Source organism: Burkholderia sp. Tr-862, from assembly GCF_011753085.1.
GTDB classification, from domain to species: Bacteria; Pseudomonadota; Gammaproteobacteria; order Burkholderiales; family Burkholderiaceae; genus Burkholderia; species Burkholderia ambifaria.
In genome coordinates, this window is record NZ_VWWG01000056.1 from 16204 (window position 1) to 40798 (window position 24595).

Below are 24595 nucleotides of genomic sequence, written 5' to 3' on the forward strand. Positions count from 1 at the left end.
CGGCGCGCGCAGCGGGAAAACGGTGCAACGGCGGCTGCGCGGTCGCGGGCAGGTGCGTCTTCGCACCTGCCGCGCTTACGCTTGCGGTGCCTCCGGCGTGTCGCGCCGCGTGAGCAGCATCGCGTCGCCGTAGCTGAAGAAGCGGTAGCGTTCGTCGATCGCGTGCTGGTAGGCGGCGCGGATCGTCTCGACGCCCGCGAACGCGGACACCAGCATCAGCAGCGTCGACTTCGGCAGGTGGAAGTTCGTGACGAGCCGGTCGACGACCCGGAAGCGGTAGCCGGGCGTGATGAAGATGTCGGTCTCGGCCTGCGTCGCCGCGAGCGGGCGGCCCGCTTCGTCGGCGCTGCGCGCCGCGGCTTCGAGCGCGCGCATCGACGTCGTGCCGACCGCGATCACGTTGCCGCCGCGCGCGCGGGTCGCGGCGATCTTGTCGACGAGCGACTGCGGCAGGTCGTACCACTCGCTGTGCATCCGGTGCTCGGCGATGTTCTCGACGCGCACCGGCTGGAACGTGCCGGCGCCCACGTGCAGCGTCAGCGTGGCGCGTTCCACGCCCATCGCGTCGAGCTTCTCGAGCAGCGGCAGGTCGAAATGGAGCCCGGCCGTCGGCGCGGCGACCGCGCCCGGGTTGCTCGCGTAGACGGTCTGGTAGCGCGTCTCGTCGTTCGCGTCGGCGTCGTGCTCGATGTAAGGCGGCAGCGGCAGGCGACCGTGCTGCTCGATCAGCGTGAGGCACGGCTGCGGGAAGTGCAGCGTGAAGAACGGTTCGACGCGCTCGCCGACCGTCACGTCGAATGCGTCGGCGAGGCGCAGCGTCGTCCCGGCGCCCGGCGACTTGCTCGCGCGGATCTGCGCGAGCGCCGTATGCGTGCCGGTCACGCGCTCGATCAGCACCTCGATCTTGCCGCCGCTGGCCTTCTGGCCGAAGAAACGCGCCTTCAGCACCCTGGTATCGTTGAACACGAGCAGGTCGCCGGGCGCGATGCACGACGGCAGCTCGGCAAAGTTGCGGTCGACGAGGCGCGCGGGCTCGACGGTGCGATCGACCTCGAGCAGGCGGCTCGCGGTGCGCTCGGGCAGCGCTGTTTGCGCAATCAGCTCGGGTGGCAGATTGAAATCGAAATCGGAAAGCGTGAACATGCGGGCTGGTTCGAAACGGCCGGCGGGCGCCGCCGACAGGGCGGAAACGCATAAATGGGGCGCGCGAGCCGCTATGATGGCGGGATGCGCGGCCTGGCCGGCGTCGTTCGTTCGGACGACGTGAAAGCCGCTATTGTACTTGCCTTGCGAAGCACCCAGACGATCCGATGCCTGTGTCACCACGCCGTTCCTCCGCTGCCGTTGCCGATTCCGCCGATCCGTTCGACGCGGACGATGCCGCGTTACCCGCGCGAAGCGCGGGGGAGCGCGACTCCGACGCGCGCGCGGCGCCGAAGCGTACGGGGCCGAAGCGCGGCGCCGACGGGCGGCTCGCGCAGCCGGCTGCAGCCGCGCCCGACGTCGAACCGGGCGCTGGCAGCGACGAAGCGGGCGCGGCGGCGGCAGCGGGCGCGTCCGACGGCGCGAAGCGCAAGAAGAAGCCGGCCGCCGACAAACCCGTGAAGACCGTCGACAAGCTCGCGAAGCTCGGTCTCACGCGCTCGATCGATCTCGTGCTGCATCTGCCGATGCGCTACGAGGACGAAACCACGCTTACGCCGATCGGCGAACTGCTGCCGGGCGGCATCGCGCAGACCGAAGGCGTCGTGTTCGACAACGAGGTCGCTTACCGGCCGCGCCGCCAGCTCGTCGTGAAGATCCAGGACGACGACGGCGAGCAGCTCGTGCTGCGCTTCCTGAATTTCTACGGCTCGCAGGTCAAGCAGATGGCCGTCGGCCAGCGGCTGCGCGTGCGCGGCGATGTGCGCGGCGGCTTCTTCGGGATGGAAATGGTGCACCCGGCCGTGCGCGTGGTCGAAGCCGATGCGCCGCTGCCGCAGGTGCTCACGCCCGTCTATCCGAGCACGGCCGGCGTGTCGCAGGCGTATCTGCGCAAGGCGATCGAGAACGCGGTCGAGCGCACGCCGCTGCCCGAGCTGCTGCCGCCCGAGATCGAGCGCGACTACCTGAAGCCGCTCGGCGTGCCGACGCTCGCGCAGGCCGTGCGGATCCTGCATCACCCGGGCGTCGATTCCGACGAAGCCGCGCTGATGGACGGCTCGCATCCGGCGTGGACGCGCATCAAGTTCGAGGAGCTGCTCGCGCAGCAGCTGTCGCTCAAGCGCGCGCACGAGGAGCGCCGCACGCGCGCGGCGCCCGCGATGCCGCGCCGCACCGCGACCGATGCCGACGCGCTGACGACGCGCCTCTACGCGGCGCTGCCGTTCACGCTGACGGGCGCGCAGGCGCGCGTCGTCGACGAGATCGCGCACGACCTCACGCTCGCGCACCCGATGCAGCGGCTGTTGCAGGGCGACGTCGGCAGCGGCAAGACGGTCGTCGCGGCGCTGGCCGCGACGCAAGCGATCGATGCCGGCTACCAGGCCGCGCTGATGGCGCCGACCGAAATCCTCGCGGAACAGCACGCCCGCAAGCTGCGCGCGTGGCTCGAGCCGCTCGGCGTGTCGGTCGCGTGGCTCGCGGGCAGCCTGAAGGCGAAGGAGAAGCGCGCGGCGATCGAGGCCGCGGCGCTCGGCACCGCGCAGCTCGTGATCGGCACGCACGCGATCATCCAGGACACGGTCGAATTCGCGCGGCTCGGCCTCGTGATCGTCGACGAGCAGCACCGCTTCGGCGTCGAGCAGCGCCTCGCGCTGCGTGCGAAGGCCGCGAACGCGGCCAACGGCGCGCGCGATTTCCAGCCGCACCAGCTGATGATGTCGGCCACGCCGATTCCGCGCACGCTCGCGATGACGTATTACGCGGATCTCGAGGTGTCGACGATCGACGAGCTGCCGCCGGGCCGCACGCCGGTGCTGACGCGCCTCGTCGGCGACGCGCGGCGCGAGGAGGTGATCGCGCGCGTGCGCGAAGCCGCGCTGACCGGCCGCCAGGTGTACTGGGTGTGTCCGCTGATCGAGGAGAGCGAGACGCTGCAGTTGCAGACGGCCGTCGAAACCTACGAGACGCTGGCCGCGGCCCTGCCCGAGTTGAAAGTCGGGCTCGTGCACGGCAGGCTGTCGCCGGCCGACAAGGCGGCCGTGATGGAAGCCTTCACGCGCAACGACGTGCAGCTGCTCGTCGCGACGACCGTGATCGAGGTCGGCGTCGACGTGCCGAACGCGTCGCTGATGGTGATCGAGCACGCGGAGCGCTTCGGCCTCGCGCAGCTGCACCAGTTGCGCGGCCGGGTCGGGCGCGGCACCGCGGCATCGGTGTGCGTGCTGCTCTATACGGGCCCGCTGTCGCTCACCGGCCGCGAGCGGTTGAAGACGATGCGCGAGACGACCGACGGCTTCGAGATCGCGCGGCGCGACCTCGAGATCCGCGGCCCCGGCGAATTCCTCGGCGCGCGCCAGTCGGGCGCGGCGATGCTGCGTTTCGCGAACCTCGAGACCGACGGCTGGCTGATCGACCCGGCCCGCGACGCGGCGGCGCGACTGATCGCCGCGTATCCCGACGTGGTCACGCAGCATCTCGCCCGCTGGCTCGGCGCGCGAGAGCAGTATCTGAAGGCGTGATCGAAGCGTGATCGACGCATTAAGGGTCGGATTTGAAATCGCGATTCGCCACCGTCCGGCGCATTGCAATACTGAGAAACTTGGCGAATCGGTCCGAGTGGGTGTATAAATTAAACCTATCGCCTGTATATATCTGATTGACCCACAATGACCCTGACTGAACTGAAATACATCGTCGCGGTCGCGCGCGAGCGGCATTTCGGTCGCGCGGCCGAAGCCTGCTTCGTGAGCCAGCCGACCCTATCGGTGGCGATCAAGAAGCTGGAAGACGAGCTCAACGTGCAGATTTTCGAGCGCGGCGCGAGCGAAGTGAGCGTGACCCCGATCGGCGACCAGATCGTCACGCAGGCGCAGCGCGTGCTCGAGCAGACCTTCGCGATCAAGGAGATCGCGAAGCAGGGCAAGGACCCGCTCGTCGGCCCGTTCCGTCTCGGCGTGATCTACACGATCGGGCCGTACCTGCTGCCGACGCTCGTCAAGCAGATGATCCAGCGTGTGCCGCAGATGCCGCTGATGCTGCAGGAGAACTACACGCTGAAGCTGCTCGAACTGCTGAAGCAGGGCGAGATCGACGCCGCGATCATGGCGCTGCCGTTTCCCGAAACCGGCCTGATGGTGCGGCCGCTGTACGACGAGCCGTTCGTCGTCGCGCTGCCGGCCGGCCATCCGTGGGAGAAGCGCGACGAGATCGACGCCGAGGACCTGAAGCAGGAAACCATGCTGCTGCTCGGCAACGGCCACTGCTTCCGCGATCACGTGCTCGGCGTGTGCCCGGAACTGATGCGCTTCTCGCAAACAGCCGACGGCATCCAGAAGACCTTCGAGGGCTCGTCGCTCGAAACGATTCGCCACATGGTCGCGAGCGGGGTCGGCATCACGGTGCTGCCGCGGATGTCGGTCGCCGAGATCGGCCCGCGCGCGAACGGCCCCGACGCCGAACTGCTGTCGTACGTGCCGTTCAACGAACCGGTGCCCGATCGCCGCGTCGTGCTGGTTTGGCGCAAGAGCTTCACGCGGATGCCGGCGATCGACGCGATCAGCGACGCGATCGCCGCGTGCGAACTGCCGGGCGTCGCGAAGCTCGACATGCCGGCGACGATGAACTGAGCGCATGCGGACATGCAGACGGCATGATGAACGGGGTTTGCGACCCCGTTTATTTTTACCTATCGCATAGATTATTTTTATTAAATTACTATATTCGATAGATATCAATACAATCTTCTACATGGTTCGGCGTCGCATCGACAGCCCGATCCGCATGCTCAATGCAAGCGTCAAAGGAGGATGTCATGATGCGGTCGGTATTGCAGCACGCGCAGCGGAACATTCCGTCGCGCGATGAAGTCCTGAATCGTGCCAGGGCAGCGGCCCGCAGCCTGCGCCCGATTGCGTTCGCATACCTGGCGGAGCGTGTGTATGGCGGATGAGTGCCGCCGTGCGCCGCTCTTGTGTTCCCCCGATTCATCGCCGTCCAGTCATGAGGGGGCATTGCATGTCCGAAGTCCCGAAACCCGCATCGAAAGCCACGCCTGACACCCCGTAGCACGACAGGGCCACCCTGTTCCGTTTTATCCCCCCGCAATGCTCCACGAACCGCGCCCGGCAAGTGGGGGCCTACGAGCAAGTAAAGGAGAAAAAGCATGTCGACCGAATCGAAATGTCCGTTCAACCACACGGCGGCCGGCGGCACGTCGAACAAGGACTGGTGGCCGAACCAGCTGAACCTGAACATCCTGCACCGGCACTCGGCGCTGTCCGATCCGATGGACAAGGATTTCGACTACGCACAAGCATTCAAGAAGCTGGACCTCGCGGCGGTGAAGCGCGACCTGCAGGCGCTGATGACGACGTCGCAGGACTGGTGGCCGGCCGACTTCGGCCACTACGGCGGCCTGTTCATCCGGATGGCCTGGCACAGCGCCGGCACGTACCGGACCGCCGACGGCCGCGGCGGCGCGGGCGGCGGGCAGCAGCGCTTCGCGCCGCTGAACAGCTGGCCGGACAACGCGAACCTCGACAAGGCGCGCCGGCTGCTGTGGCCGATCAAGCAGAAGTACGGCCGCAACATCTCGTGGGCCGACCTGCTGATCCTGACCGGCAACGTCGCGCTCGAATCGATGGGCTTCAAGACCTTCGGTTACGCGGGCGGCCGTGCCGACACGTGGGAACCGGACGACGTCTACTGGGGTTCGGAAAAGATCTGGCTGGAACTGAGCGGCGGCCCGAACAGCCGTTACTCGGGCGACCGTGATCTCGAGAACCCGCTCGCGGCCGTGCAGATGGGCCTCATCTACGTGAACCCCGAAGGCCCGGACGGCAATCCCGACCCGGTCGCGGCGGCGCGCGACATCCGCGACACGTTCGCGCGGATGGCGATGAACGACGAAGAGACGGTCGCGCTGATCGCCGGCGGCCACACGTTCGGCAAGACGCACGGCGCGGGCCCCGCGACGGACGTCGGTGCGGAGCCGGAAGCGGCCGGAATCGAGCAGCAGGGTCTCGGCTGGAAGAGCGCGTATGCATCGGGCAAGGGCCACGATGCGATCACCAGCGGCCTCGAAGTCACGTGGACCTCGACGCCGACGAAGTGGAGCAACGACTTCTTCAAGCACCTGTTCAGCTACGAATGGGAACTGACGAAGAGCCCGGCCGGCGCGCACCAGTGGGTCGCGAAGGGCGCAGACGAAGTGATTCCGGATGCGTTCGATGCGTCGAAGAAGCATCGCCCGACGATGCTGACGACCGACCTGTCGCTGCGTTTCGATCCGGCCTACGAGAAGATCTCGCGCCGCTTCTACGAGAACCCGGCCGAGTTTGCCGACGCGTTCGCGCGCGCCTGGTTCAAGCTCACGCACCGCGACATGGGTCCGCGTGCGCGCTATCTCGGCCCGGAAGTCCCGGCCGAGGAACTGCTGTGGCAGGACCCGATCCCGGCCGTCGACCACCCGCTGATCGATGACGCGGACGTCGCGGCGCTGAAGGCGAAGGTGCTCGCGTCGGGCCTGTCGGTCGCGCAGCTCGTGTCGACCGCGTGGGCGTCGGCCTCGACGTTCCGGGGTTCGGACAAGCGCGGCGGCGCGAACGGTGCGCGCATCCGCCTGGCACCGCAGAAGGACTGGGAAGTGAACCAGCCGGTCGCCCTCGCGACGGTGCTCGAGACGCTCGAAAGCGTGCGCAAGGCGTTCAACGATGCACAGACGGGCGGCAAGAAGGTGTCGCTCGCCGATCTGATCGTGCTGGCCGGTGCGGCCGGCGTCGAACAGGCCGCGAAGAACGCCGGTGTCGCGGTGACGGTGCCGTTCGCACCGGGCCGGATGGACGCGTCGCAGGAGCAGACGGACGTCGACGCGATGGCCGTGCTCGAGCCGGTTGCGGACGGTTTCCGCAACTACGTGAAGGGTGCGTACAAGACGCCGGCCGAGGCGCTGCTGGTCGACAAGGCCCAGCTGCTGACGCTGAACGGGCCGGAGCTGACGGTGCTCGTCGGCGGCCTGCGGGTGCTCGGCGCGAACGTCGGCGACGCGAAGCACGGCGTGTTCACCGACCGTCCGGGCACGCTGTCGAACGACTTCTTCGTGAACCTGCTCGACATGGGCACGGAGTGGAAGCCGGTGTCGGCCGCGAACGATGTGTTCGAAGGGCGCGATCGTGCGACGGGCCAGGTCAAGTGGACCGGCACGCGCGTCGACCTGATCTTCGGTTCGCACTCGCAGTTGCGCGCGCTGGCCGAGGTGTACGGCAGCGCGGACGCGAACGAGAAGTTCGTGCGTGATTTCGTCGCGGCCTGGAACAAGGTAATGAACCTCGACCGCTTCGACCTCGCGTGAATGTCGTGACGCGCTAGCGCAGTCACGTTGCAACGTGCAACGGCCGGTCGCGCGACCGGCCGTTTTTTCTTCCGATTCAAGGTCTTGTCGAAGGAGTGACGACCATGACGCAAATGATGCTGAACATGCGCGCCGCGTTCGCCGCGCCCGAGATGCGCACGCCGGCGGGGCTGGCGCGGCGCATCGTCGGTTTCGCGATCGTCATCGGCGGTGCGGCCGAGCTGGTCGCGCAGGGGCTGCACGCGCTCGCGCCGATCGTCTCGCGTGCCGGCGGCTGAGCGCAGCGATTCGCTCGCCGCGCTAGACTGGCACGTGGCGAACGGATGCCGCGCGGTGCGGCATGCCGATTGCTCGACGCATTTTCGCCGGTTCAACATTTCGAATGAGGAGTCCCGAAGATGGCCAAGAAAGGTAACGCCACGCAGATCAACATCGGCATCAGCGACAAGGACCGCAAGAAAATCGCGGATGGCCTGTCGCGGCTGCTGGCCGATACGTTTTCGCTGTACCTGAAGACCCACAACTTCCACTGGAACGTCACGGGTCCGATGTTCAACACGCTGCACCTGATGTTCGAAGAGCAGTACAACGAACTGTGGCTCGCGGTCGACCTGGTCGCCGAGCGCATTCGCACGCTCGGCGTCGTCGCGCCGGGCACGTTCGGAGATTTCGCGAAGCTGTCGTCGGTGCCGGAGGCCAACGGCGTGCCGGCGGCCGAGGAGATGATCCGCCAGCTCGTCGAAGGCCACGAGACCGTCGTGCGCACCGCGCGCGAAATCTTCCCGATCGCCGATGCGGCGAGCGACGAACCGACCGCCGACCTGCTGACGCAGCGTCTGCAGACGCATGAAAAGACCGCGTGGATGCTGCGGTCGCTGCTCGCGTAAGTCCGGTGCGGCCGGTCGCGCGCGCCGCGCGGCCGGCGTGAGCGGGTGTCCGACGCCGAACCGGGGCCGGGTTGCCCGCATCGGATCGAATTCCGGCGACAGCGCGGTACGCGCCGGCCACGAATCTGTCCCTTGATTGATGCGTGGACTGTCCGGCTGCCTGCAGCAGGCCCGGGCGGCCGGCGCGCGGGTCGCGGCAGCCGGCTGCGGGCCTGCCCGACATGACGTGAACCGCCGCTCGGCTCTAAAATGCCGGGATTATCTTCCCGGTGCTTCGCCATGCTTGCCCGCTTTCCCCTGTATCTGCGGCTCGTCCGGATGGACAAGCCGATCGGCAGCCTGCTGCTGCTCTGGCCGACGCTCAACGCACTGTGGATCGCGTCGGACGGCCATCCGCGCTGGCCGCTGCTCGCGATCTTCGCGCTCGGCACGCTGCTGATGCGCTCGGCCGGCTGCGCGATGAACGACTATGCCGACCGCGATTTCGACCGTCACGTGAAGCGCACGGCCGACCGGCCGCTGACGTCGGGCAAGATCCGCGCATGGGAAGCCGTCGCGATCGCGGTGGTGCTGGCCTTCATCTCGTTCCTGCTGATCCAGCCGCTCAATACGCTGACGAAAGAGCTGTCGGTCGTCGCGCTGTTCGTCGCGGGCTCGTATCCGTTCATGAAGCGTTTCTTCGCGATTCCGCAGGCGTATCTCGGCATCGCGTTCGGCTTCGGCATCCCGATGGCGTTCGCGGCCGTGCAGGACACGGTGCCGATGCTCGCGTGGGTGATGCTGATCGCGAACATCTTCTGGTCGGTCGCGTACGACACCGAATACGCGATGGTCGACCGCGACGACGATATCAAGATCGGCATTCGCACGTCCGCGCTGACGTTCGGCCGCTTTGACGTCGCGGCCGTCATGCTCTGCTATGCGGCGACGCTCGGCATCTATGTGTGGATCGGCGTGACGCTCGGCTTCGGCCTCGCATATTGGGCCGGCTGGGCCGCGGCGGTCGGCTGCGCGCTGTATCACTACACGCTGATCAAGGACCGCGAGCGGATGCCGTGCTTCGCGGCGTTCCGGCACAACAACTGGCTCGGCGGCGTGCTGTTCGCGGGGATCGCCGCGCACTACCTGCTGGCGGGCACGGCAGGCAACTGAAGCGGCCGCGCGCCGGCGCGCGATGCCAACAAAAAAGCGGCCGAGGCCGCTTTTTTGTTGCCGGTGCCGGAAGCCCGGCGCCGCGCACCGCGCTTACGCGCGGCCGAGCTCGTCACCCATTTCCTTTGCGCGTGCCTCAGCGGCCAGCGCGCCGCGCACGATGGCTTCCTTCACGCCCTGCGCGTCGAACGACGCGAGTGCGGCGGCCGTCGTGCCGCCCTTCGACGTCACGCGCTCGCGCAGCACGCTCGCCGGTTCGCCCGATTGCGCGGCGAGCTGCGCGGCACCCGCGAACGTCGCGACCGCGAGCGCGCGGCCCTGTTCGTCGTTCATGCCGAGGCGGCGCGCGGCTTCCTGCAGCGCTTCGATGAAATAGAACACGTAGGCCGGGCCGCTGCCCGAGATCGCGGTGACGGCATCGAGCTGCGCTTCGTCGTCGAACCAGACGATCTCGCCGACCGCGCCGAGCACGTTCGACGCGAGCTCGCGACCGGCCGCGTCGACGCCCGGCAGCGCGGCGAGGCCCGTCACGCCCATGCCGACCAGCGCGGGCGTGTTCGGCATCGTGCGCACGACGCGCGCGTAGTCGCCGAGCCAGCGGGCGAGGTCGGTGCCGCGGATGCCGGCCGCGATGCTGATCACGAGCTGCGACGTCAGATGCGGGGCGAGCGCCTGCGCGACGTCCTTCAGTACCTGCGGTTTCACCGCGAGCACGATCGCGTCGTAGCCTGCGAGCGTCGCGTCGATGGCCGCGCCGGTGCGGATACCGAATTGCTGCGCGGCGCGCGCGCGGACGTCCTCGTTGACGTCGATGGCATACAGGCCGTCAGCGGCGACGCCGCGCTTGATCAGGCCGCCGATCAGGGCCGCGGCCATGTTGCCGCCGCCGATGAATGCGATTTTCATGGTGTCGATTGAGCAGGAGAGTGAACGGAAAGGCGAAACAGGGGAGGCGCTCAGTGCGAATAGTCGCGTGCGCCGAAGAGCGCGGTGCCGACGCGCACGATCGTCGCGCCTTCGAGGACCGCGGCCTCGAGATCGGCGGACATGCCCATCGACAACGTGTCGAGCGGCAGGCCGTCGGCGCGCAGCGTATCGAACAGCGCACGCAGCGCACGATGCGGCGCGCGCTGCGCGTCGGTATCGCCGGCCGGTTCGGGAATCGCCATCAGGCCGCGCAGGCGCAGTGTCGGCAGCGCGGCGACCGCGCGCGCGACCTCGGCCACGTCGGCCGGCGCAACGCCGCTCTTGGACGCCTCGCCGCTGATGTTCACCTGCACGCACACGTTGAGCGGCGGCAGGTGCGCGGGGCGTTGTTCGGCGAGGCGCTGCGCGATCTTCAGCCGGTCGACCGAGTGGACCCAGTCGAACCGTTCGGCCACCGGGCGCGTCTTGTTCGATTGCAGCGGCCCGATGAAATGCCATTCGAGCCCGGTGCGGAGATCCGCGAGCGCGTCGATCTTGTCGATCGATTCCTGCACGTAGTTTTCGCCGAACGCGCGTTGTCCGGCCGCATGCGCGGCGCGCACGTCGTCGGCGGGAAACGTCTTCGACACGGCGAGCAGCGAGACGGTGGCGGGATCGCGGCCGGCCGCGCGGGCGGCGTCGGCGATGCGGCGGTGAACGGAGTCGAGACGGGCGGCGAAATCGGACATGACGGGCACGGAAGCAGGCACGAAAAGCGGATACCACGGCGGATACGGCGGCGGATGCGGCACGGCACGCGTCGCATCGATTCGCCCATTATACGGACGGGATGCCGTGCGCGACCGGCCGGGCCGGCGCCGCGCTAGCCGTACAGCAGATGCTCGACGAGCTGGATCCAGTGCGCGACCGGAATCTGCGTGCCGCTCTGCAGGTGCGCGATGCAGCCGACGTTGCCGGACACGATCATCTGCGGCTCGAGTGCCTGCAGCTTCAGCAGCTTCTGCTTGCGCAGCCGGTACGACAGCGACGGCTGCGTCAGCGAATAGGTGCCGGCCGACCCGCAGCACAGGTGGCTGTCGGCCGGCAGCCGCACCTCGATGCCGAGCGTCTCGAGCAGGCGCTCGACTTTGCCGCGCGATTGCTGGCCGTGCTGCAGCGTGCACGGCGGGTGGTACGCGACGGTATGGATCGCGCGGCGCCGCGCGAGCGTCGCGATCTCGGCCTCGAACGCGAGCAGCACGTCGGAGATGTCGCGCGTCAGCGCGACGATGCGCTGCGCCTTTTCCGCATAGGCCGGATCGTCACGCAGCAGGTGCGCATATTCGAGCACCGTCGCGCCGCAGCCCGATGCGTTCATGACGATCGCTTCGGCACCTTGCTCGATATATGGCCACCACGCGTCGATGTTGCGGCGTGCGTCGTCGAGCGCTTCGTCGTGATAGTTCAGGTGCAGGCGGATCGCGCCGCAGCAGCCCGCGTCGGGCGCGACGATCGTCTCGACGCCGAGTGCGTCGAGCACACGCGCGGTCGCGATATTGATGTTCGGGAGCATCGACGGCTGCACGCAGCCGCCGAGCATCAGCATCTTGCGCGGATGCGTGCGCTGCGGCCATTCGAGCAGCCGCTGGCGCGGCGGTACCTTGTCGCGCAGCCGTTTCGGCAAGAGCGGTCGCACGTGCTGGCCGAGCCGCATGACCGGCGAGAACAGCGCCGCGTTCGGCACGAGGCTCGCGAGCACGCGGCGAAGGAGCCGCTGCTGCACCGGGCGCTGCACCTGCGCCTCGACGTGCTTGCGGCCGATCTCGACGAGCCGGCCGTACTGGACACCCGACGGGCAGGTCGTCTCGCAACTGCGGCAGGTGAGGCAGCGATCGAGGTGCTGCTGCGTGCTGCGCGTGACGGGCGCGCCTTCGACCATCTGCTTGATCAGGTAGATGCGCCCGCGCGGGCCGTCGAGTTCGTCGCCGAGCAACTGGTAGGTCGGGCACGTCGCGGTGCAGAAGCCGCAATGCACGCACTTGCGCAGGATCGCGTCGGCCTCGTCGCCGTCGGGCGTATTGCGGATGAAATCGGCGAGGTTGGTTTGCATCGAGATCAGGGTCTGTTTACACAGGCAACGCGCATGCGTTGCCACGAATTAAACAATTCATGTCACGGGAATGCCCGAGATCGCCCGGATGGCGGCGTCGCTCGTCCCTTTGGGGGACCGGCGATTCAGGGCATTCGCATGTGCGTTCCATATGTAAGCACCCTAAAGATCGGGGTAGAGCCGGCCGCGGTTGAAGATGCGTGCGGGATCGAACGCAGCCTTCAGCCCGCGGTGAATCTTCATCAGCGGCGCGGGCAGCGGCGTGAACACGCCCGCGCTGCGGTCGTAGGTGTCGCCCGCGCGGAACAGCGTCGCATGGCCGCCGGCCTGCTTCGCGCTCATGCGCACCGTTTGCGCATCGGCGTCGGTGATCCACCAGCGCTGCGCGCCGCCCCATTCCATCAGCTGGGTGCCGGGCAGGTGCATCGGTTCGGTGATCGACGGCAGCGCGAGGCGCCATAGCGCATAGCCGGGCGGGATGCCGTTGAAGAACGGATCGGCATGCTCGCGCAGGCCGGCCCAGAAGCGCTCGGCCTCGACCGCGTCGACGACTTCGCCGCCGAGCAGCGTCTTCGCCGATTTCACGGCGGCCTCGGCGCCCGACAGCCGCAGCACCAGCGTGCCGTTGCGCCACGCGCTCGCGCTGACGGGCAGCGGATGGCCGCCCCATTCGTTGAGCTTGCGCACCGCGTCGGTCGCGGTCATCTCGAACTTCAGCGTGACTTCGGCGACCGGCACCGGCAGCACCTTGATCGACAGCTCGAGCATCAGCCCGAGCGTGCCGAGCGAGCCGGCCATCAGCCGCGACACGTCGTAGCCGGCGACGTTCTTCACGACCTGGCCGCCGAAGCGCAGCAGCTCACCGCGCCCGTTCATCAGCGTGACGCCGAGCACGAAATCGCGCGGCGCGCCGCAGGTCGCGCGGCGCGGGCCCGCGAGGCCGGCCGCGATACAGCCGCCGACGGTAGCCGTGCGGCCGAAGTGCGGCGGCTCGAACGGCAGCATCTGGCCGCACTCGGTGAGGGCGGTTTCAAGCTGCGCGAGCGGCGTGCCCGCGCGGACCGTGACGACGAGTTCGGCCGGGTCGTACGACACGATGCCCTGCAACGCGCGCGTGTCGAGTATTTCGCCGTCCAGCGCCTGGCCGTACCAGTCCTTGGTGCCGCCGCCGCGAATCCGCAGCGGCCGGCCGTCGGCACTGGCGGCGCGGATGCGCTCGGCCCATCCGGCGACGATGTCGTCCTCTTCCATGTCCGTTGCTATCTCGTCTTGTTGTCCGGTCGATTGTACCGGGGTGGCGCGAATCCACATCGTGACTATCCCTAAGCCCCGTATCACGACGGCATGCAGGCGCCGCCGCGAGTATGGCCGGCGCGGGCAGGGCGGTACGTCGCGGCCGGCGCGTCGGCACGGGGCGCGCCGCCGCGCGGTGCTCAGAAGCGCGGCAGGTCGGGGTGCGGCAGCAACCCCCCGCGCACGTGCTGGCGACCGTATTCCGCGCAGCGCGCACGGGTCGGAATGCCCTTGTCGGGGTTCAGCAGCCCGGCCGGATCGAACGCGCGCTTGACCGCGAAGAACGCGTCGCGCTCCTGCGGGGAGAACTGTACGCACATCGAATTGAGCTTTTCGATACCCACGCCGTGCTCGCCCGTCACGCTGCCGCCGAATTCCACGCAGCATTCGAGGATTTCCGCGCCGAACTGCTCGGCACGGTGCAGCTCGTCTGGATCGTTCGCGTTGTAGAGGATCAGCGGATGCATGTTGCCGTCGCCGGCATGGAACACGTTGATGCAGCGCAGCCCGTAGCGTGTCTCGAGCTGCTCGATGCGCGCGAGCAGCGGACCGATCGCGCGGCGCGGCACGGTGCCGTCCATGCAGTAATAATCGGGGGAAATGCGCCCGGCGGCCGGAAACGCGTTCTTGCGGCCCGACCAGTAGCGCAACCGCTCGCTTTCGTTGCGCGAGACCTGGATGCGCGTCGCGCCATGCTCACGCAGCACGGCCGTCATGCGCACGACTTCCTCCGCGACTTCCTCCGGTGTGCCGTCCGATTCGCACAGCAGGATCGCCTTCGCGTCGAGGTCGTAGCCCGCGTGCGTGAACGCCTCGACGGCCTGGGTGGCCGGCTTGTCCATCATCTCGAGCCCGGCCGGGATGATGCCCGACGCGATGATCGCGGCGACCGCCTCGCCGCCCTTCACGACATCGTCGAAGCTCGCCATCACGAGCTGCGCGGTCTGCGGTTTCGGGATCAGTTTCAACGTGACCTCGGTGACGATCGCGAACATCCCTTCGCTGCCGATCATCACCGCGAGCAGGTCGAGGCCCGGCGTGTCGAGGCCCAGCGAGCCGAATTCGACGATCTCGCCGTCGATCGTGACCGCGCGCACGCGCATGACGTTGTGCACGGTCAGCCCGTATTTCAGGCAGTGGACGCCGCCGGAATTTTCCGCGACGTTGCCGCCGATCGTGCAGGCGATCTGCGACGAAGGATCGGGTGCGTAGTACAGCCCGTAAGGCGCGGCGGCTTCCGAAATCGCGAGGTTGCGCACGCCGGGCTGCACGGTGGCCGTGCGCGCGTACGGGTCGACCTCGACGATGCGCGTGAAGCGCGCGAGCGACAGCACGACGCCGTTGCCGATCGGCAGCGCGCCGCCCGACAGGCTCGTGCCCGCGCCGCGCGGCACGATCGGCACTTCCATGCGGCGGCAGATCTGCACGATCCGCTGCACCTGCGATTCGGTTTCGGGCAGCGCGACTGCGAGGGGCAGCCGCCGGTACGCGGACAGGCCGTCGCATTCGTACGGCGCGGTGTCTTCGTCGCGGAACAGCAGGCAATGCGTCGGCAGCACGGCCATCAGCGCCTGCACGACTTCGCGCTGGCGCTGCGCGCGGGTCGCGCTCGACAGTTCGACGGAAGCGTTCATTGGGTCTCCTGCGGCGGCGCTGCGGCGCGCCGCCGTGTCAGCACGTGAAGATCTTGCCGGGATTCATCAAGTTGCGCGGATCGAGCGCGAGCTTGATCGCGCGCATCGCGTCGATCGCGTTGTCGCCGTGCTCCTTCGGTAGGAAGCGCATCTTGTGCAGCCCGACGCCGTGTTCGCCGGTGCAGGTGCCGCCGAGGCGCAGCGCGCGTTCGACGATCCGGTCGTTGATGCGTTCGGCTTCGTCGATTTCCTCGGGCTTGTCGGGATCGATCAGGATCGCGACGTGGAAATTGCCGTCGCCGACGTGGCCGACGATCGGGCAGGGCAGCGACGACGCGCGCAGGTCGACTTCCGTCTCCTCGACGCAGGCGGCGAGCTGCGAGATTGGCACGCACACGTCGGTGGTCACCGCGCGGCAGCCGGGTTTCAACTGCAGCATCGCGAAGTACGCGTTGTGGCGCGCGGCCCAGAGCCGCGTGCGGTCCTCGGGGCGGGTCGCCCATTCGAAGCCCTGGCCGTTGTTCTGGCCCGCGAGCGCCTGCACGAGCTCGGCTTGTTCCTTCACGCCGGCTTCGGTGCCGTGGAATTCGAAGAACAGCGTCGGCGCCTCGGCGAGCGTCAGGTTCGAGTGGCGGTTGATCGAGCGCACCGCGAGCGAATCGACGAATTCGACGCGCGCGATCGGCACGCCGATCTGGATCGTCTCGATCACGGTGCGCACCGCGTCGCCCATCGACGGGAACGTGCAGATCGCGGCCGACACGGCTTCGGGCAGCGGATGCAGGCGCAGCGTGATCTCGGTGATCACGCCGAGCGTGCCTTCGGAGCCGACGAACAGGCGCGTGAGGTCATAGCCGGCCGACGACTTGCGCGCGCGCGAGCCCGTCTTCACGACGCGGCCGTCGGCGAGCACGGCGCTCAGGCCGAGCACGTTCTCGCGCATCGTCCCGTAGCGCACGGCGTTGGTGCCGGACGCACGGGTCGCGGTCATCCCGCCGATGCTGGCGTCGGCGCCCGGATCGATCGGGAAGAACAGGCCGGTGTCGCGCAGCGCTTCGTTGAGCGCCTTGCGCGTGATGCCCGGTTCGACTGTGACCGTCAGGTCTTCCGCGTTGATCGACAGCACGCGGTTCATTTCCGACAGGTCGAGCGATACGCCGCCGCGCACGGCGAGCAGGTGGCCCTCGAGCGACGAGCCGGCGCCGTACGGAATCAGCGGTACGCTGTAGAGCGCGCACAGCGACACGACTTCGCGGACTTCATCCGCACTGCGGGCGAACACGACGACGTCGGGCAGTTGCGGATCGAACGGCGATTCGTCGCGGCCGTGATGGGCGCGGACGGCCTCGGCGGTCGACACGCGCTCGCCGAAGGCGGCGCGCAGCGCATCGAGCATCGCGGGCGGGAAGGGGCGGCGCGTGGCGGCCGGCGTGTCGGGGTGATTCACTTGTGTCTCCTGACGGCTGCTTGTCAAACTTTCAGTTCATTCTACGCTGCAACGTCCGCTGCGGCCCCCGCCGCGGGCTGCGATAATCGCGTACCAACGCAACCTGGCCGCGTCGCGGCCGCGCACGAGAGGACATTCGCATGGGCCACCGCTTGAGCAAGATCGCCACGCGCACGGGTGACGACGGCACCACCGGCCTCGGCGACGGCCGCCGCATCGGCAAGGACGACACGCGGATCGCCGCGATCGGCGACGTCGACGAACTGAACTCGACCCTCGGCGTGTTGTTGGCCGAGCCGCTTCCGGACGACGTCCGCACCGCGCTCGTCACGATCCAGCACGACCTGTTCGATCTGGGCGGCGAGCTGTGCATCCCCGGCCATGGAGTGCTCGACGACACGCATCTCGCGCGCCTCGACCGGTGGCTGGCCGACTACAACGCGACGCTGCCGCCGCTGAAGGAATTCATCCTGCCGGCCGGCTCGCGCGCGGCGTCGCTTGCGCACGTGTGCCGGACGGTGTGCCGCCGTGCCGAGCGCTCGATCGTCGCGCTCGGGCGCACCGACACGCTCAATGATGCGCCGCGGCGTTACGTGAACCGGCTGTCGGATCTGCTGTTCGTGCTGGCGCGCGTGCTGAACCGTGCGGACGGCGGCTCGGACGTGCTGTGGGAGCGCGGGCGCGTGCGCTGACGCGCGGCATCGTTTTCCGCACTGCGACAATTTGCCCGAGGTCCGTCGGTTTTTTAAAGATGTATTGTGTGAGCATGTTTAACCGAGAACGAACATGACCCACATCACCGCTGACCAGATGGCCCGTGTGAAGGCCACCGCCCCCGTCCTGGCCGAGCACGGCGCGACGATCACGAAGCATTTCTATCAGCGCATGTTCGCGCGTCATCCGGAACTGAAGAACCTGTTCAACCAGACGCACCAGAAGACCGGCAGCCAGCCGGAAACGCTCGCGAAGGCGGTCTACGCGTATGCTGCGAACATCGACAACCTCGGTGCGCTGGGCGGCGCGGTGTCGCGCATCTCGCACAAGCACGCGAGCCTCAATATCCGTCCGGAGCATTACCCGATCGTCGGCGAGCACCTGCTCGCGTCGATCGTCGAAGTGCTTGGCGACGCGGTCGACACGGGAACGCTCGAAGCCTGGCGCGTCGCCTACGGCCAGCTTGCGCAGATCATGATCGGCGCCGAGGCCGACCTGTACGCGAACGCCGCATGGAGCGGCTTCCGCCCGTTCAAGGTCGCCCGCAAGGTGCGGGAAAGCGACGAGATCACGTCGTTCTACCTGACCCCTGCCGACGGCGGCGACGCGCCGAAGTTCGAGCCGGGCCAGTACATCTCGGTGAAGCGCTTCGTCGGCGACCTGGGGGTCGACCAGCCGCGCCAGTACAGCCTGTCCGACGCGCCGCACGGCAAGTGGCTGCGCATTTCGGTGAAGCGCGAGGCCGGCAGGCCGGAAGCGATCCCGGCCGGCAAGGTATCGACGCTGATGCACGACGCCGTGGAAGAGGGCGCGATCGTCGAAGTGACCGCGCCGATGGGCGACTTCTCGCTGAAGCGCGGTGCCGATACGCCGGTCGTGCTGATCTCGGGCGGTGTCGGCATCACGCCGATGATGTCGATGGCGTCGACGCTGATCGCCGAAGGCAGCAAGCGCGAAGTGCGGTTCGTCCACGCATGCCGTTCGGGCGCGATGCACGCGTTCCGCGACTGGCTGAACGACGCGGCGCGCGAGCACGCGAACGTGAAGCGCACGGTGCTGTACGAGCTGGTCGGCCCGAACGACCGTGCCGGTGTCGATCACGACCTCGAAGGACGCCTGACGCCGGAACGCGTGAAGCAGCATGCGCTCGCGCCGGATGCCGACTACTACATCTGCGGCCCGATCGCGTTCATGAAGGCGCAACGCGATGCGCTCGTCGCCCTGGGTGTCGCGCCGGAGCGTGTGAACACCGAGATCTTCGGCTCGGGTGCGCTCGAGTGAGGAATCTGACGGCCGGTTCCGGCCAAGACAATGAAAAAACCCGGCGCGAGCCGGGTTTTTTCATGGGGGGCGCAGGCTGCAGGCCGCGGGCGGTCCGCACCGGGCCCTGCAGGCGCTCAGTTCCCGCTGCCGCGCGCGACGCGGCGTGCCTTCACTGATTCCGCGAGGCCTTCGAGCACCTTCACGCTGTCGTCCCACGCGATGCACGCGTCGGTGATGCTCTGGCCGTAGGTCAGCGGGCAGCCTTCCTTCAGGTCCTGACGCCCCTCGACGAGGTGCGACTCGATCATCACGCCGACGATGCGCTCGTCGCCGGCCGCGATCTGGCGGCCGATGTCCGCGCACACGGGAATCTGGTTCTCGTGCTTCTTCGAGCTGTTCGCGTGGCTCGCGTCGATCATCAGGCGCGCGGCGAGGCCGGCCTTGCCGATGTCCGTGCACGCGGCGTTCACGCTGTCCGCGTCATAGTTCGGCGTCTTGCCGCCGCGCAGGATCACGTGGCAGTCCTCGTTGCCGGCCGTCGACACGATCGCCGAGTGGCCGCCCTTGGTCACCGACAGGAAATGGTGCGGCTGCGACGCGGCCTTGATCGCGTCGACCGCGATCTTCACGTTGCCGTCGGTGCCGTTCTTGAAGCCGACCGGGCACGACAGCCCCGATGCCAGCTCGCGGTGCACCTGCGACTCGGTCGTGCGCGCGCCGATCGCGCCCCACGAGATCAGGTCGGCGATGTACTGCGGGCTGATCATGTCGAGGTATTCGGTCGCGGCCGGCAGCCCCATCTCGTTGATCTGCAGCAGCAGTTCACGCGCGGTGCGCAGCCCTTCGTTGATCTTGAAGCTGTTGTCCAGGTGCGGATCATTGATGAGCCCCTTCCAGCCGACCGTCGTGCGCGGCTTCTCGAAGTACACCCGCATCACGATTTCCAGTTCGCCCCTGAAGCGTTCGCGCTCCTTCACGAGCCGCCCCGCGTACTCGATCGCCGCCTTCGTATCGTGGATCGAGCACGGCCCGATCACGACGATCAGCCGGTCGTCCATCCCGTGCAGGATGCGGTGCATCGACTCGCGCGAGTTGTAGATCAGCTCGGACGCGGCCTCGGAGCACGCGAATTCGCGGATCAGGTGGGCGGGCGGCGTCAGTTCCTTGAGTTCGCGAATGCGGACGTCGTCGGTGTTGTGCGGGGGCATGCTGTTTTCTCCTGTGTCGACCGGCGTTCGTGCTTCAGCACTGACTCCGGCCCCATGCAAAGCTGTTGAGGGCGCCGACCATGTACTACGCGTGCGGCAAATTCATCGATTCGGGCAATTCAGTGGTTTCTGTCGGGGCCGCGGGACCGCTGCGGCGGCGACCGGCTGGCGAAGGGCGAAAAAAAACCGCCGGGTTCGCCGGCGGTTTTTCGGGAATTTCGGTTGCGCTTTACGCGCCATCAACCCTCTCGATCCGCCAGCGGTCTGAGATGCCAAAAAAAGTAAAAATAAAACTTGGCGGACATGACGGAGATTCGGTTCGTCAAAAAAGTTGATTCGGAATTTATACCCCGTCGCCGTGCGGCTGGCAACCGGGGATGTCAAAAAATGCGGACAATCCGCGCGTTTTATTCAAAATGCGCGGATTGTCTGCGTCGTGATGCGGTTATGCCGTACCGCCGACCGTCATCTTGTCGATCCGCAGGGTCGGCTGGCCGACGCCGACCGGCACGCTCTGGCCTTCCTTGCCGCACACGCCGACGCCCGAGTCGAGCGACATGTCGTTGCCGATCATGCTCACGTACTTCAGCGACTCCGGGCCGCTGCCGATCAGCGTCGCGCCCTTCACCGGGTAAGTGACCTTGCCGTTTTCGATCATGTACGCCTCGGACGCCGAGAACACGAACTTGCCGTTCGTGATGTCGACCTGGCCGCCGCCGAAGTTCACCGCGTACAGGCCGTTCTTCACCGACGCGATGATTTCCTGCGGATCCTTGTCGCCGTTGAGCATGTACGTGTTGGTCATGCGCGGCATCGGCAGCGCCGCGTACGATTCGCGCCGCGCGTTGCCGGTGACGGGCATCTTCATCAGGCGCGCGTTCAGCGTGTCCTGGATGTAGCCCTTCAGGATGCCGTCCTCGATCAGCGTCGTGCACTGCGTCGGATTGCCTTCGTCGTCGATGTTCAGCGAGCCGCGGCGGTTCGGCAGCGTGCCGTCGTCGACCACCGTCACGCCCTTCGCGGCGACCTGCTCGCCGATGCGGCCGGCGAACGCCGACGAACCCTTGCGGTTGAAGTCGCCCTCGAGACCGTGGCCGATCGCCTCGTGCAGCAGCACGCCCGGCCAGCCCGGCCCGAGCACGACCGTCATCGCGCCGGCCGGCGCGGGGCGTGCATCGAGGTTCACGAGCGCTGCGTGCACGGCGTCGTCGACGTAGCGCGACAGCACGTCGTCGGTGAAGTAGGCGTAGTCGAAGCGGCCGCCGCCGCCGCCGGAGCCGATCTCGCGGCGGCCGTTCTGCTCGGCGATCACCGTGACCGACACGCGCACGAGCGGGCGGATGTCGGCCGCGAGCGCGCCGTCGCTGCGCGCGACCAGCACGACATCGTATTCGCCGGCGAGGCCCGCCATCACCTGCGTGACGCGCGGGTCGCGCCCGCGCGCCATCTGCTCGATGCGCTCGAGCAGCTTGACCTTGGCGGTCGCGTCGAGCGATGCGAGCGGATCGGACGGCAGGTACAGGTCGCGGCCCGAGATGCCCGTCAGCGACGTCGCGGCCTTGATCTTCTGGCGGCCGCCGCCGGCCGCCGCGATCGCCTTGGTGGCCGCGGCCGCCTGCGCGATGGCTTCCGGCGACAGGTCGTCCGAGTAAGCGAACGCGGTGCGGTCGCCCGCGACCGCGCGCACGCCGACGCCCTGGTCGATGCTGAAGCTGCCCGACTTCACGATGCCTTCCTCGAGGCTCCACGCTTCGCTGCGGGTCGCCTGGAAGTACAGGTCCGCGTAGTCGACGCGATGCGTGAAGATGTCGGCGATCGTGCGCGTGAGCAGGCTCTCGTCGAGGCCGTACGGCGTGAGGAGGATGTCCTTCGCCAGCGCAAGATTGCGGATGCCGGGTTCGATGATGTTCATGCGGGTATCGAGGGTTCTCAAAAAGTTGTCGGGTGCGTTCTGGGCAGATGGGTTGGCCGGGCGGCGTTTCAAGCGCCGGGGCGGTTCAGCGGGTCAGGCCAGCACGCGATGCCGCCACGCGGGCAGGCTCTGGCGCACGTCGGCGATACGCTGCGGATCGAGCGCGCCGGTCACGACGCTCGCGCCTTCGTCGCGGACCGCGACGATCTCGCCCCACGGGTCGATCAGCATGCTGTGGCCCCAGGTGCGCCGGCCGTTCTCGTGCTTGCCGCCCTGGGCGGCCGCGAGCACGTAGCACTGGTTCTCGACGGCCCGCGCGCGCAGCAGCATTTCCCAGTGCGCGCGACCCGTCGTATAGGTAAACGCCGACGGCACGACGATCAGCGCGCAGTCGCCCATCCTGCGATACAGCTCCGGAAAGCGCAGATCGTAACAGACCGACAGGCCGACCCGCCCGAACGGCGCGTCGAACGTGACGACCGTCTCGCCCGCGCGGATCGTGCGCGCCTCGTCGAACGATTCGTCGCCTTTCTCGAAGTTGAACAGGTGGATCTTGTCGTAGCGGGCCGCCTCCTGGCCGCTCGGATCGAACACGAGCGTCGTGTTCAGCACGCGATCGGGTTCCGGCGCCTTCAGCGGCAGCGTGCCGCCGATCACCCAGATGCCGTGGCGGTGCGCGGCCTGCGCGAGAAACTGCTGGATCGGACCGTCGCGGTAGGGTTCGGCGAGCGCGAGCTTGTCGGTGTCGCGGTGGCCCATGAAGCAGAAATACTCGGGCAGCAGCACGAGCTGGGCGCCGTCGCCGGCCGCTTCCGCGATCAGGCGGCCGGCTTCGGCGAGATTGCGCGCGACGTCCGGCGTGCTCACCATCTGCAGCGCGGCGACCCGAAAGGGCGTGGCGGAACGGGTGTGATCGGTCATCGCAGGATCGGTTGCGTCATAAATAGGGTGCGGCCCGGCACCCTGCGCGCGTCAATGGCTCGCCGCATCGGCCGGACCGTGATTCATCTTACCCTGATCGCCCCGCACCCGCTCGATGTGCGGATGCGCCCACGAGCCCGTGATCGCGTAGTCGAGCGCGAACGCGTGCGACAGCGTCTCCGACAGCGCGTAGTTCGCGGCCAGCACGCCGACGCCGAGCAGCGGATTGATGATCGCGGCCGCGATCGCCGCCGTGCCGGCGCCGATCTTCGGCGCGACGTGCGCGTGCAGGTCTTGCGTCTCGGCGCCGAGGTCGACCGCGCCGCGCACCGTCACGTTCGCCGGCGCCGTCGTCATCGAGAAGTCGTCGGTGCGCGCGATCCCGTTCGAGATCCGGCTGGTGCCCGTGATCTTGTCGAACGGCAGCCCCTTGCCGACCACGTCGCGGAAATTCAGCGTCAGGAAGCGCGCGAGACTCTGCAGGCTCAGCACGCCGAGCAGTTTCGCGGCACCCGGATCGACCTTCAGGATCTGGCCGTGCTCGAGATCGACCGCGACCTGGCCGCCGAGCGACGGCAGATCGACCGCGGTGGGGCCGCCGCGCCAGCCGACCTTGCCGGTCACCGTGCCGTGGCCGTTCGCGACCGTGCGCGGCAGGCCGACGAGATCGAGCAGCGCGCCCGCGTTGCCGATGTCGAGCTTGAAGTCGAACACGCTGCGGCGCGGCGCATCGTTTTCGTCGACGCCGCGGGCGAGCGCGCGGCGCGAGGTGCGCCAGTTGCCGGTCGCCGTCAGCTTCGCGGCCGAGTTCGCCAGCTCGAGCTTGTCGAGCTGCCACACCGGCGCGCCGTCCTCGTCGATGTTGCGCGCATTGACGACGAGCCGGCCGATGTCGTGATCGCGCGCGACGACCTGGTCGACGATCAGGTCGACCGACGGCATTGGCCGGTCGGTCGGCGTCGGCAGGTTCATCGCGCGGCCGACGAGGTCGTGCTGCGCGCTTTGCGGAATCACGAGCTTCGCGAGCCGCGCGTTCAGCACGCCCGCGCCGTTGTGGCCGCCGGCCTGCGCCCACGACAGGTAGCCCGAGACCTGGTTCGACGCGATGTTCGCCTGCCACAGCTCGTCGACGTGCGACGCGCCGATGATCACGTTTTCCCAGTTGCGCTTGAGCAGCTTCAGCGTGCCGAAGTGAAGCGCGAAGCGCTTCGGCGTGAAGCTCGCGACGTCGATGCGCGGCGCGGCCTGCTCGGGTGCGCGCGGCGTGTCGTGCTGCAGCGTGCGGGCCAGTGCGAGCCATGCGTCGGCGTCCAGTTCGTCGACGTCGACGGCGGCGCTCACGCCATCCTGCGGCAGGTCGGGCATCCGGTGGATGCCCATCGCGCCGCGCACCGCGCGCAGCGGCTGGCTGCGCGTCGCGTCGAGCAGGTAGGTCGCGGACACCGGGCCGAGCGTCAGGTCGGCATGTTCGAGGCGCTTGCCGTCCACCTCGGCGGCCGGCTGCAGCGTGAAGCGGAACGGCATCGGCGTGCCGGCCGGTTTCGCGAACGGCGCGGGGAAGTTCAGCGCGACGCCCGTCAGGTCGGAACGCGCGCTGACCTGCGGCAGGCGGCCCGGCGCGCCGCGCACGGCGACCTGGTACGGCGCGTCGCCGAC

20 protein-coding genes are annotated in these 24595 nt (G+C 68.2%); 9 read left to right on the plus strand and 11 right to left on the minus strand.

Annotation, left to right across the window (positions count from 1 at the left end):
- Positions 1–75 precede the first annotated feature (75 nt).
- Positions 76–1143, minus strand: a complete 1068-nt coding sequence (gene queA / locus F3J14_RS17205; protein WP_166724024.1) for a tRNA preQ1(34) S-adenosylmethionine ribosyltransferase-isomerase QueA — start codon at positions 1141–1143, stop codon at positions 76–78.
- A gap of 167 nt (positions 1144–1310) precedes the next feature.
- Between queA and recG the strand changes: the two genes are divergently transcribed.
- From recG to ubiA, 6 genes are all read left to right on the plus strand, one after another.
- The gene (gene recG / locus F3J14_RS17210) at positions 1311–3662 is read left to right on the plus strand and encodes an ATP-dependent DNA helicase RecG (protein ID WP_166724025.1); all 2352 of its coding nucleotides are present in this window, start codon (positions 1311–1313) and stop codon (positions 3660–3662) included.
- Positions 3663–3809: 147 nt separating this feature from the next.
- Positions 3810–4769 (plus strand): LysR substrate-binding domain-containing protein, encoded by a 960-nt coding sequence (locus F3J14_RS17215; protein ID WP_006754461.1) that lies wholly within the window; start codon positions 3810–3812, stop codon positions 4767–4769.
- Positions 4770–5305: 536 nt separating this feature from the next.
- Entirely contained in the window at positions 5306–7492 is a 2187-nt protein-coding gene (katG, locus tag F3J14_RS17220; RefSeq protein WP_166724026.1) for a catalase/peroxidase HPI, read from the plus strand.
- A 104-nt stretch (positions 7493–7596) separates the two neighbouring features.
- Positions 7597–7770: a hypothetical protein gene (locus tag F3J14_RS17225; protein ID WP_166724027.1), complete on the plus strand. Its 174-nt coding sequence runs from the start codon at positions 7597–7599 to the stop codon at positions 7768–7770.
- A gap of 120 nt (positions 7771–7890) precedes the next feature.
- A complete protein-coding gene (gene dpsA / locus F3J14_RS17230) occupies positions 7891–8379 on the plus strand; it encodes a non-specific DNA-binding protein DpsA (RefSeq protein WP_006754457.1) in 489 nt (162 codons plus the stop codon).
- Positions 8380–8658: 279 nt separating this feature from the next.
- On the plus strand, positions 8659–9531 hold the full coding sequence (gene ubiA, locus F3J14_RS17235) for a 4-hydroxybenzoate octaprenyltransferase (protein ID WP_012363135.1): 873 nt from the start codon (positions 8659–8661) through the stop codon (positions 9529–9531).
- Positions 9532–9624: 93 nt separating this feature from the next.
- On the opposite strand, the gene proC is transcribed toward ubiA, so the two are convergent.
- From proC to F3J14_RS17265, 6 genes are all read right to left on the minus strand, one after another.
- The gene (proC, locus tag F3J14_RS17240; protein ID WP_011656016.1) at positions 9625–10437 is read right to left on the minus strand and encodes a pyrroline-5-carboxylate reductase; all 813 of its coding nucleotides are present in this window, start codon (positions 10435–10437) and stop codon (positions 9625–9627) included.
- Positions 10438–10487: 50 nt separating this feature from the next.
- Complete coding sequence (locus F3J14_RS17245; RefSeq protein WP_006754454.1) at positions 10488–11186, minus strand: YggS family pyridoxal phosphate-dependent enzyme; 699 nt, start codon at positions 11184–11186, stop codon at positions 10488–10490.
- Between the two features lie 134 nt (positions 11187–11320).
- The gene (glcF, locus tag F3J14_RS17250) at positions 11321–12547 is read right to left on the minus strand and encodes a glycolate oxidase subunit GlcF (RefSeq protein WP_166724028.1); all 1227 of its coding nucleotides are present in this window, start codon (positions 12545–12547) and stop codon (positions 11321–11323) included.
- A gap of 162 nt (positions 12548–12709) precedes the next feature.
- Positions 12710–13798: a glycolate oxidase subunit GlcE gene (glcE, locus tag F3J14_RS17255; protein WP_166724029.1), complete on the minus strand. Its 1089-nt coding sequence runs from the start codon at positions 13796–13798 to the stop codon at positions 12710–12712.
- 182 nt (positions 13799–13980) lie between these two features.
- On the minus strand, positions 13981–15474 hold the full coding sequence (locus tag F3J14_RS17260; RefSeq protein ID WP_166724030.1) for an FAD-linked oxidase C-terminal domain-containing protein: 1494 nt from the start codon (positions 15472–15474) through the stop codon (positions 13981–13983).
- 37 nt (positions 15475–15511) lie between these two features.
- Positions 15512–16921 carry an FAD-linked oxidase C-terminal domain-containing protein gene (locus tag F3J14_RS17265; protein ID WP_166724031.1) on the minus strand — a complete coding sequence of 470 codons (1410 nt, stop codon included), beginning with the start codon at positions 16919–16921 and terminating at the stop codon, positions 15512–15514.
- A gap of 140 nt (positions 16922–17061) precedes the next feature.
- On the opposite strand from F3J14_RS17265, the gene F3J14_RS17270 reads away from it, so the two are divergent.
- On the plus strand, positions 17062–17613 hold the full coding sequence (locus F3J14_RS17270; RefSeq protein ID WP_012363141.1) for a cob(I)yrinic acid a,c-diamide adenosyltransferase: 552 nt from the start codon (positions 17062–17064) through the stop codon (positions 17611–17613).
- 94 nt (positions 17614–17707) lie between these two features.
- On the plus strand, positions 17708–18916 hold the full coding sequence (gene hmpA / locus F3J14_RS17275) for an NO-inducible flavohemoprotein (protein ID WP_166724032.1): 1209 nt from the start codon (positions 17708–17710) through the stop codon (positions 18914–18916).
- 116 nt (positions 18917–19032) lie between these two features.
- Here hmpA and aroG read toward each other — a convergent pair whose 3' ends face one another.
- Positions 19033–20106 carry a 3-deoxy-7-phosphoheptulonate synthase AroG gene (gene aroG / locus F3J14_RS17280; protein WP_166724033.1) on the minus strand — a complete coding sequence of 358 codons (1074 nt, stop codon included), beginning with the start codon at positions 20104–20106 and terminating at the stop codon, positions 19033–19035.
- An 80-nt stretch (positions 20107–20186) separates the two neighbouring features.
- On the opposite strand from aroG, the gene F3J14_RS17285 reads away from it, so the two are divergent.
- Positions 20187–20441, plus strand: coding sequence for a hypothetical protein (locus F3J14_RS17285; RefSeq protein WP_166724012.1), 255 nt, complete (start codon positions 20187–20189; stop codon positions 20439–20441).
- 110 nt (positions 20442–20551) lie between these two features.
- On the opposite strand, the gene tldD is transcribed toward F3J14_RS17285, so the two are convergent.
- From tldD to F3J14_RS17300, 3 genes are all read right to left on the minus strand, one after another.
- The gene (gene tldD / locus F3J14_RS17290; protein WP_166724034.1) at positions 20552–22018 is read right to left on the minus strand and encodes a metalloprotease TldD; all 1467 of its coding nucleotides are present in this window, start codon (positions 22016–22018) and stop codon (positions 20552–20554) included.
- A 93-nt stretch (positions 22019–22111) separates the two neighbouring features.
- On the minus strand, positions 22112–22939 hold the full coding sequence (locus F3J14_RS17295) for a carbon-nitrogen hydrolase family protein (RefSeq protein ID WP_166724035.1): 828 nt from the start codon (positions 22937–22939) through the stop codon (positions 22112–22114).
- A 51-nt stretch (positions 22940–22990) separates the two neighbouring features.
- Positions 22991–24595: AsmA-like C-terminal region-containing protein (locus F3J14_RS17300; RefSeq protein WP_282100697.1), on the minus strand; the 1605-nt coding region annotated here is incomplete at its 5' end.

Bases quoted from the DNA above. Each gene is read 5' to 3' on its own strand.
- queA (WP_166724024.1), bottom strand. From the start codon at position 1,143: ATGTTCACGCTTTCCGATTTCGATTTCAATCTGCCACCCGAGCTGATT.
- recG (WP_166724025.1), top strand. From the start codon at position 1,311: ATGCCTGTGTCACCACGCCGTTCCTCCGCTGCCGTTGCCGATTCCGCC.
- F3J14_RS17215 (WP_006754461.1), top strand. From the start codon at position 3,810: ATGACCCTGACTGAACTGAAATACATCGTCGCGGTCGCGCGCGAGCGG.
- katG (WP_166724026.1), top strand. From the start codon at position 5,306: ATGTCGACCGAATCGAAATGTCCGTTCAACCACACGGCGGCCGGCGGC.
- F3J14_RS17225 (WP_166724027.1), top strand. From the start codon at position 7,597: ATGACGCAAATGATGCTGAACATGCGCGCCGCGTTCGCCGCGCCCGAG.
- dpsA (WP_006754457.1), top strand. From the start codon at position 7,891: ATGGCCAAGAAAGGTAACGCCACGCAGATCAACATCGGCATCAGCGAC.
- ubiA (WP_012363135.1), top strand. From the start codon at position 8,659: ATGCTTGCCCGCTTTCCCCTGTATCTGCGGCTCGTCCGGATGGACAAG.
- proC (WP_011656016.1), bottom strand. From the start codon at position 10,437: ATGAAAATCGCATTCATCGGCGGCGGCAACATGGCCGCGGCCCTGATC.
- F3J14_RS17245 (WP_006754454.1), bottom strand. From the start codon at position 11,186: ATGTCCGATTTCGCCGCCCGTCTCGACTCCGTTCACCGCCGCATCGCC.
- glcF (WP_166724028.1), bottom strand. From the start codon at position 12,547: ATGCAAACCAACCTCGCCGATTTCATCCGCAATACGCCCGACGGCGAC.
- glcE (WP_166724029.1), bottom strand. From the start codon at position 13,798: ATGGAAGAGGACGACATCGTCGCCGGATGGGCCGAGCGCATCCGCGCC.
- F3J14_RS17260 (WP_166724030.1), bottom strand. From the start codon at position 15,474: ATGAACGCTTCCGTCGAACTGTCGAGCGCGACCCGCGCGCAGCGCCAG.
- F3J14_RS17270 (WP_012363141.1), top strand. From the start codon at position 17,062: ATGGGCCACCGCTTGAGCAAGATCGCCACGCGCACGGGTGACGACGGC.
- hmpA (WP_166724032.1), top strand. From the start codon at position 17,708: ATGACCCACATCACCGCTGACCAGATGGCCCGTGTGAAGGCCACCGCC.
- aroG (WP_166724033.1), bottom strand. From the start codon at position 20,106: ATGCCCCCGCACAACACCGACGACGTCCGCATTCGCGAACTCAAGGAA.
- F3J14_RS17285 (WP_166724012.1), top strand. From the start codon at position 20,187: ATGTACTACGCGTGCGGCAAATTCATCGATTCGGGCAATTCAGTGGTT.
- tldD (WP_166724034.1), bottom strand. From the start codon at position 22,018: ATGAACATCATCGAACCCGGCATCCGCAATCTTGCGCTGGCGAAGGAC.
- F3J14_RS17295 (WP_166724035.1), bottom strand. From the start codon at position 22,939: ATGACCGATCACACCCGTTCCGCCACGCCCTTTCGGGTCGCCGCGCTG.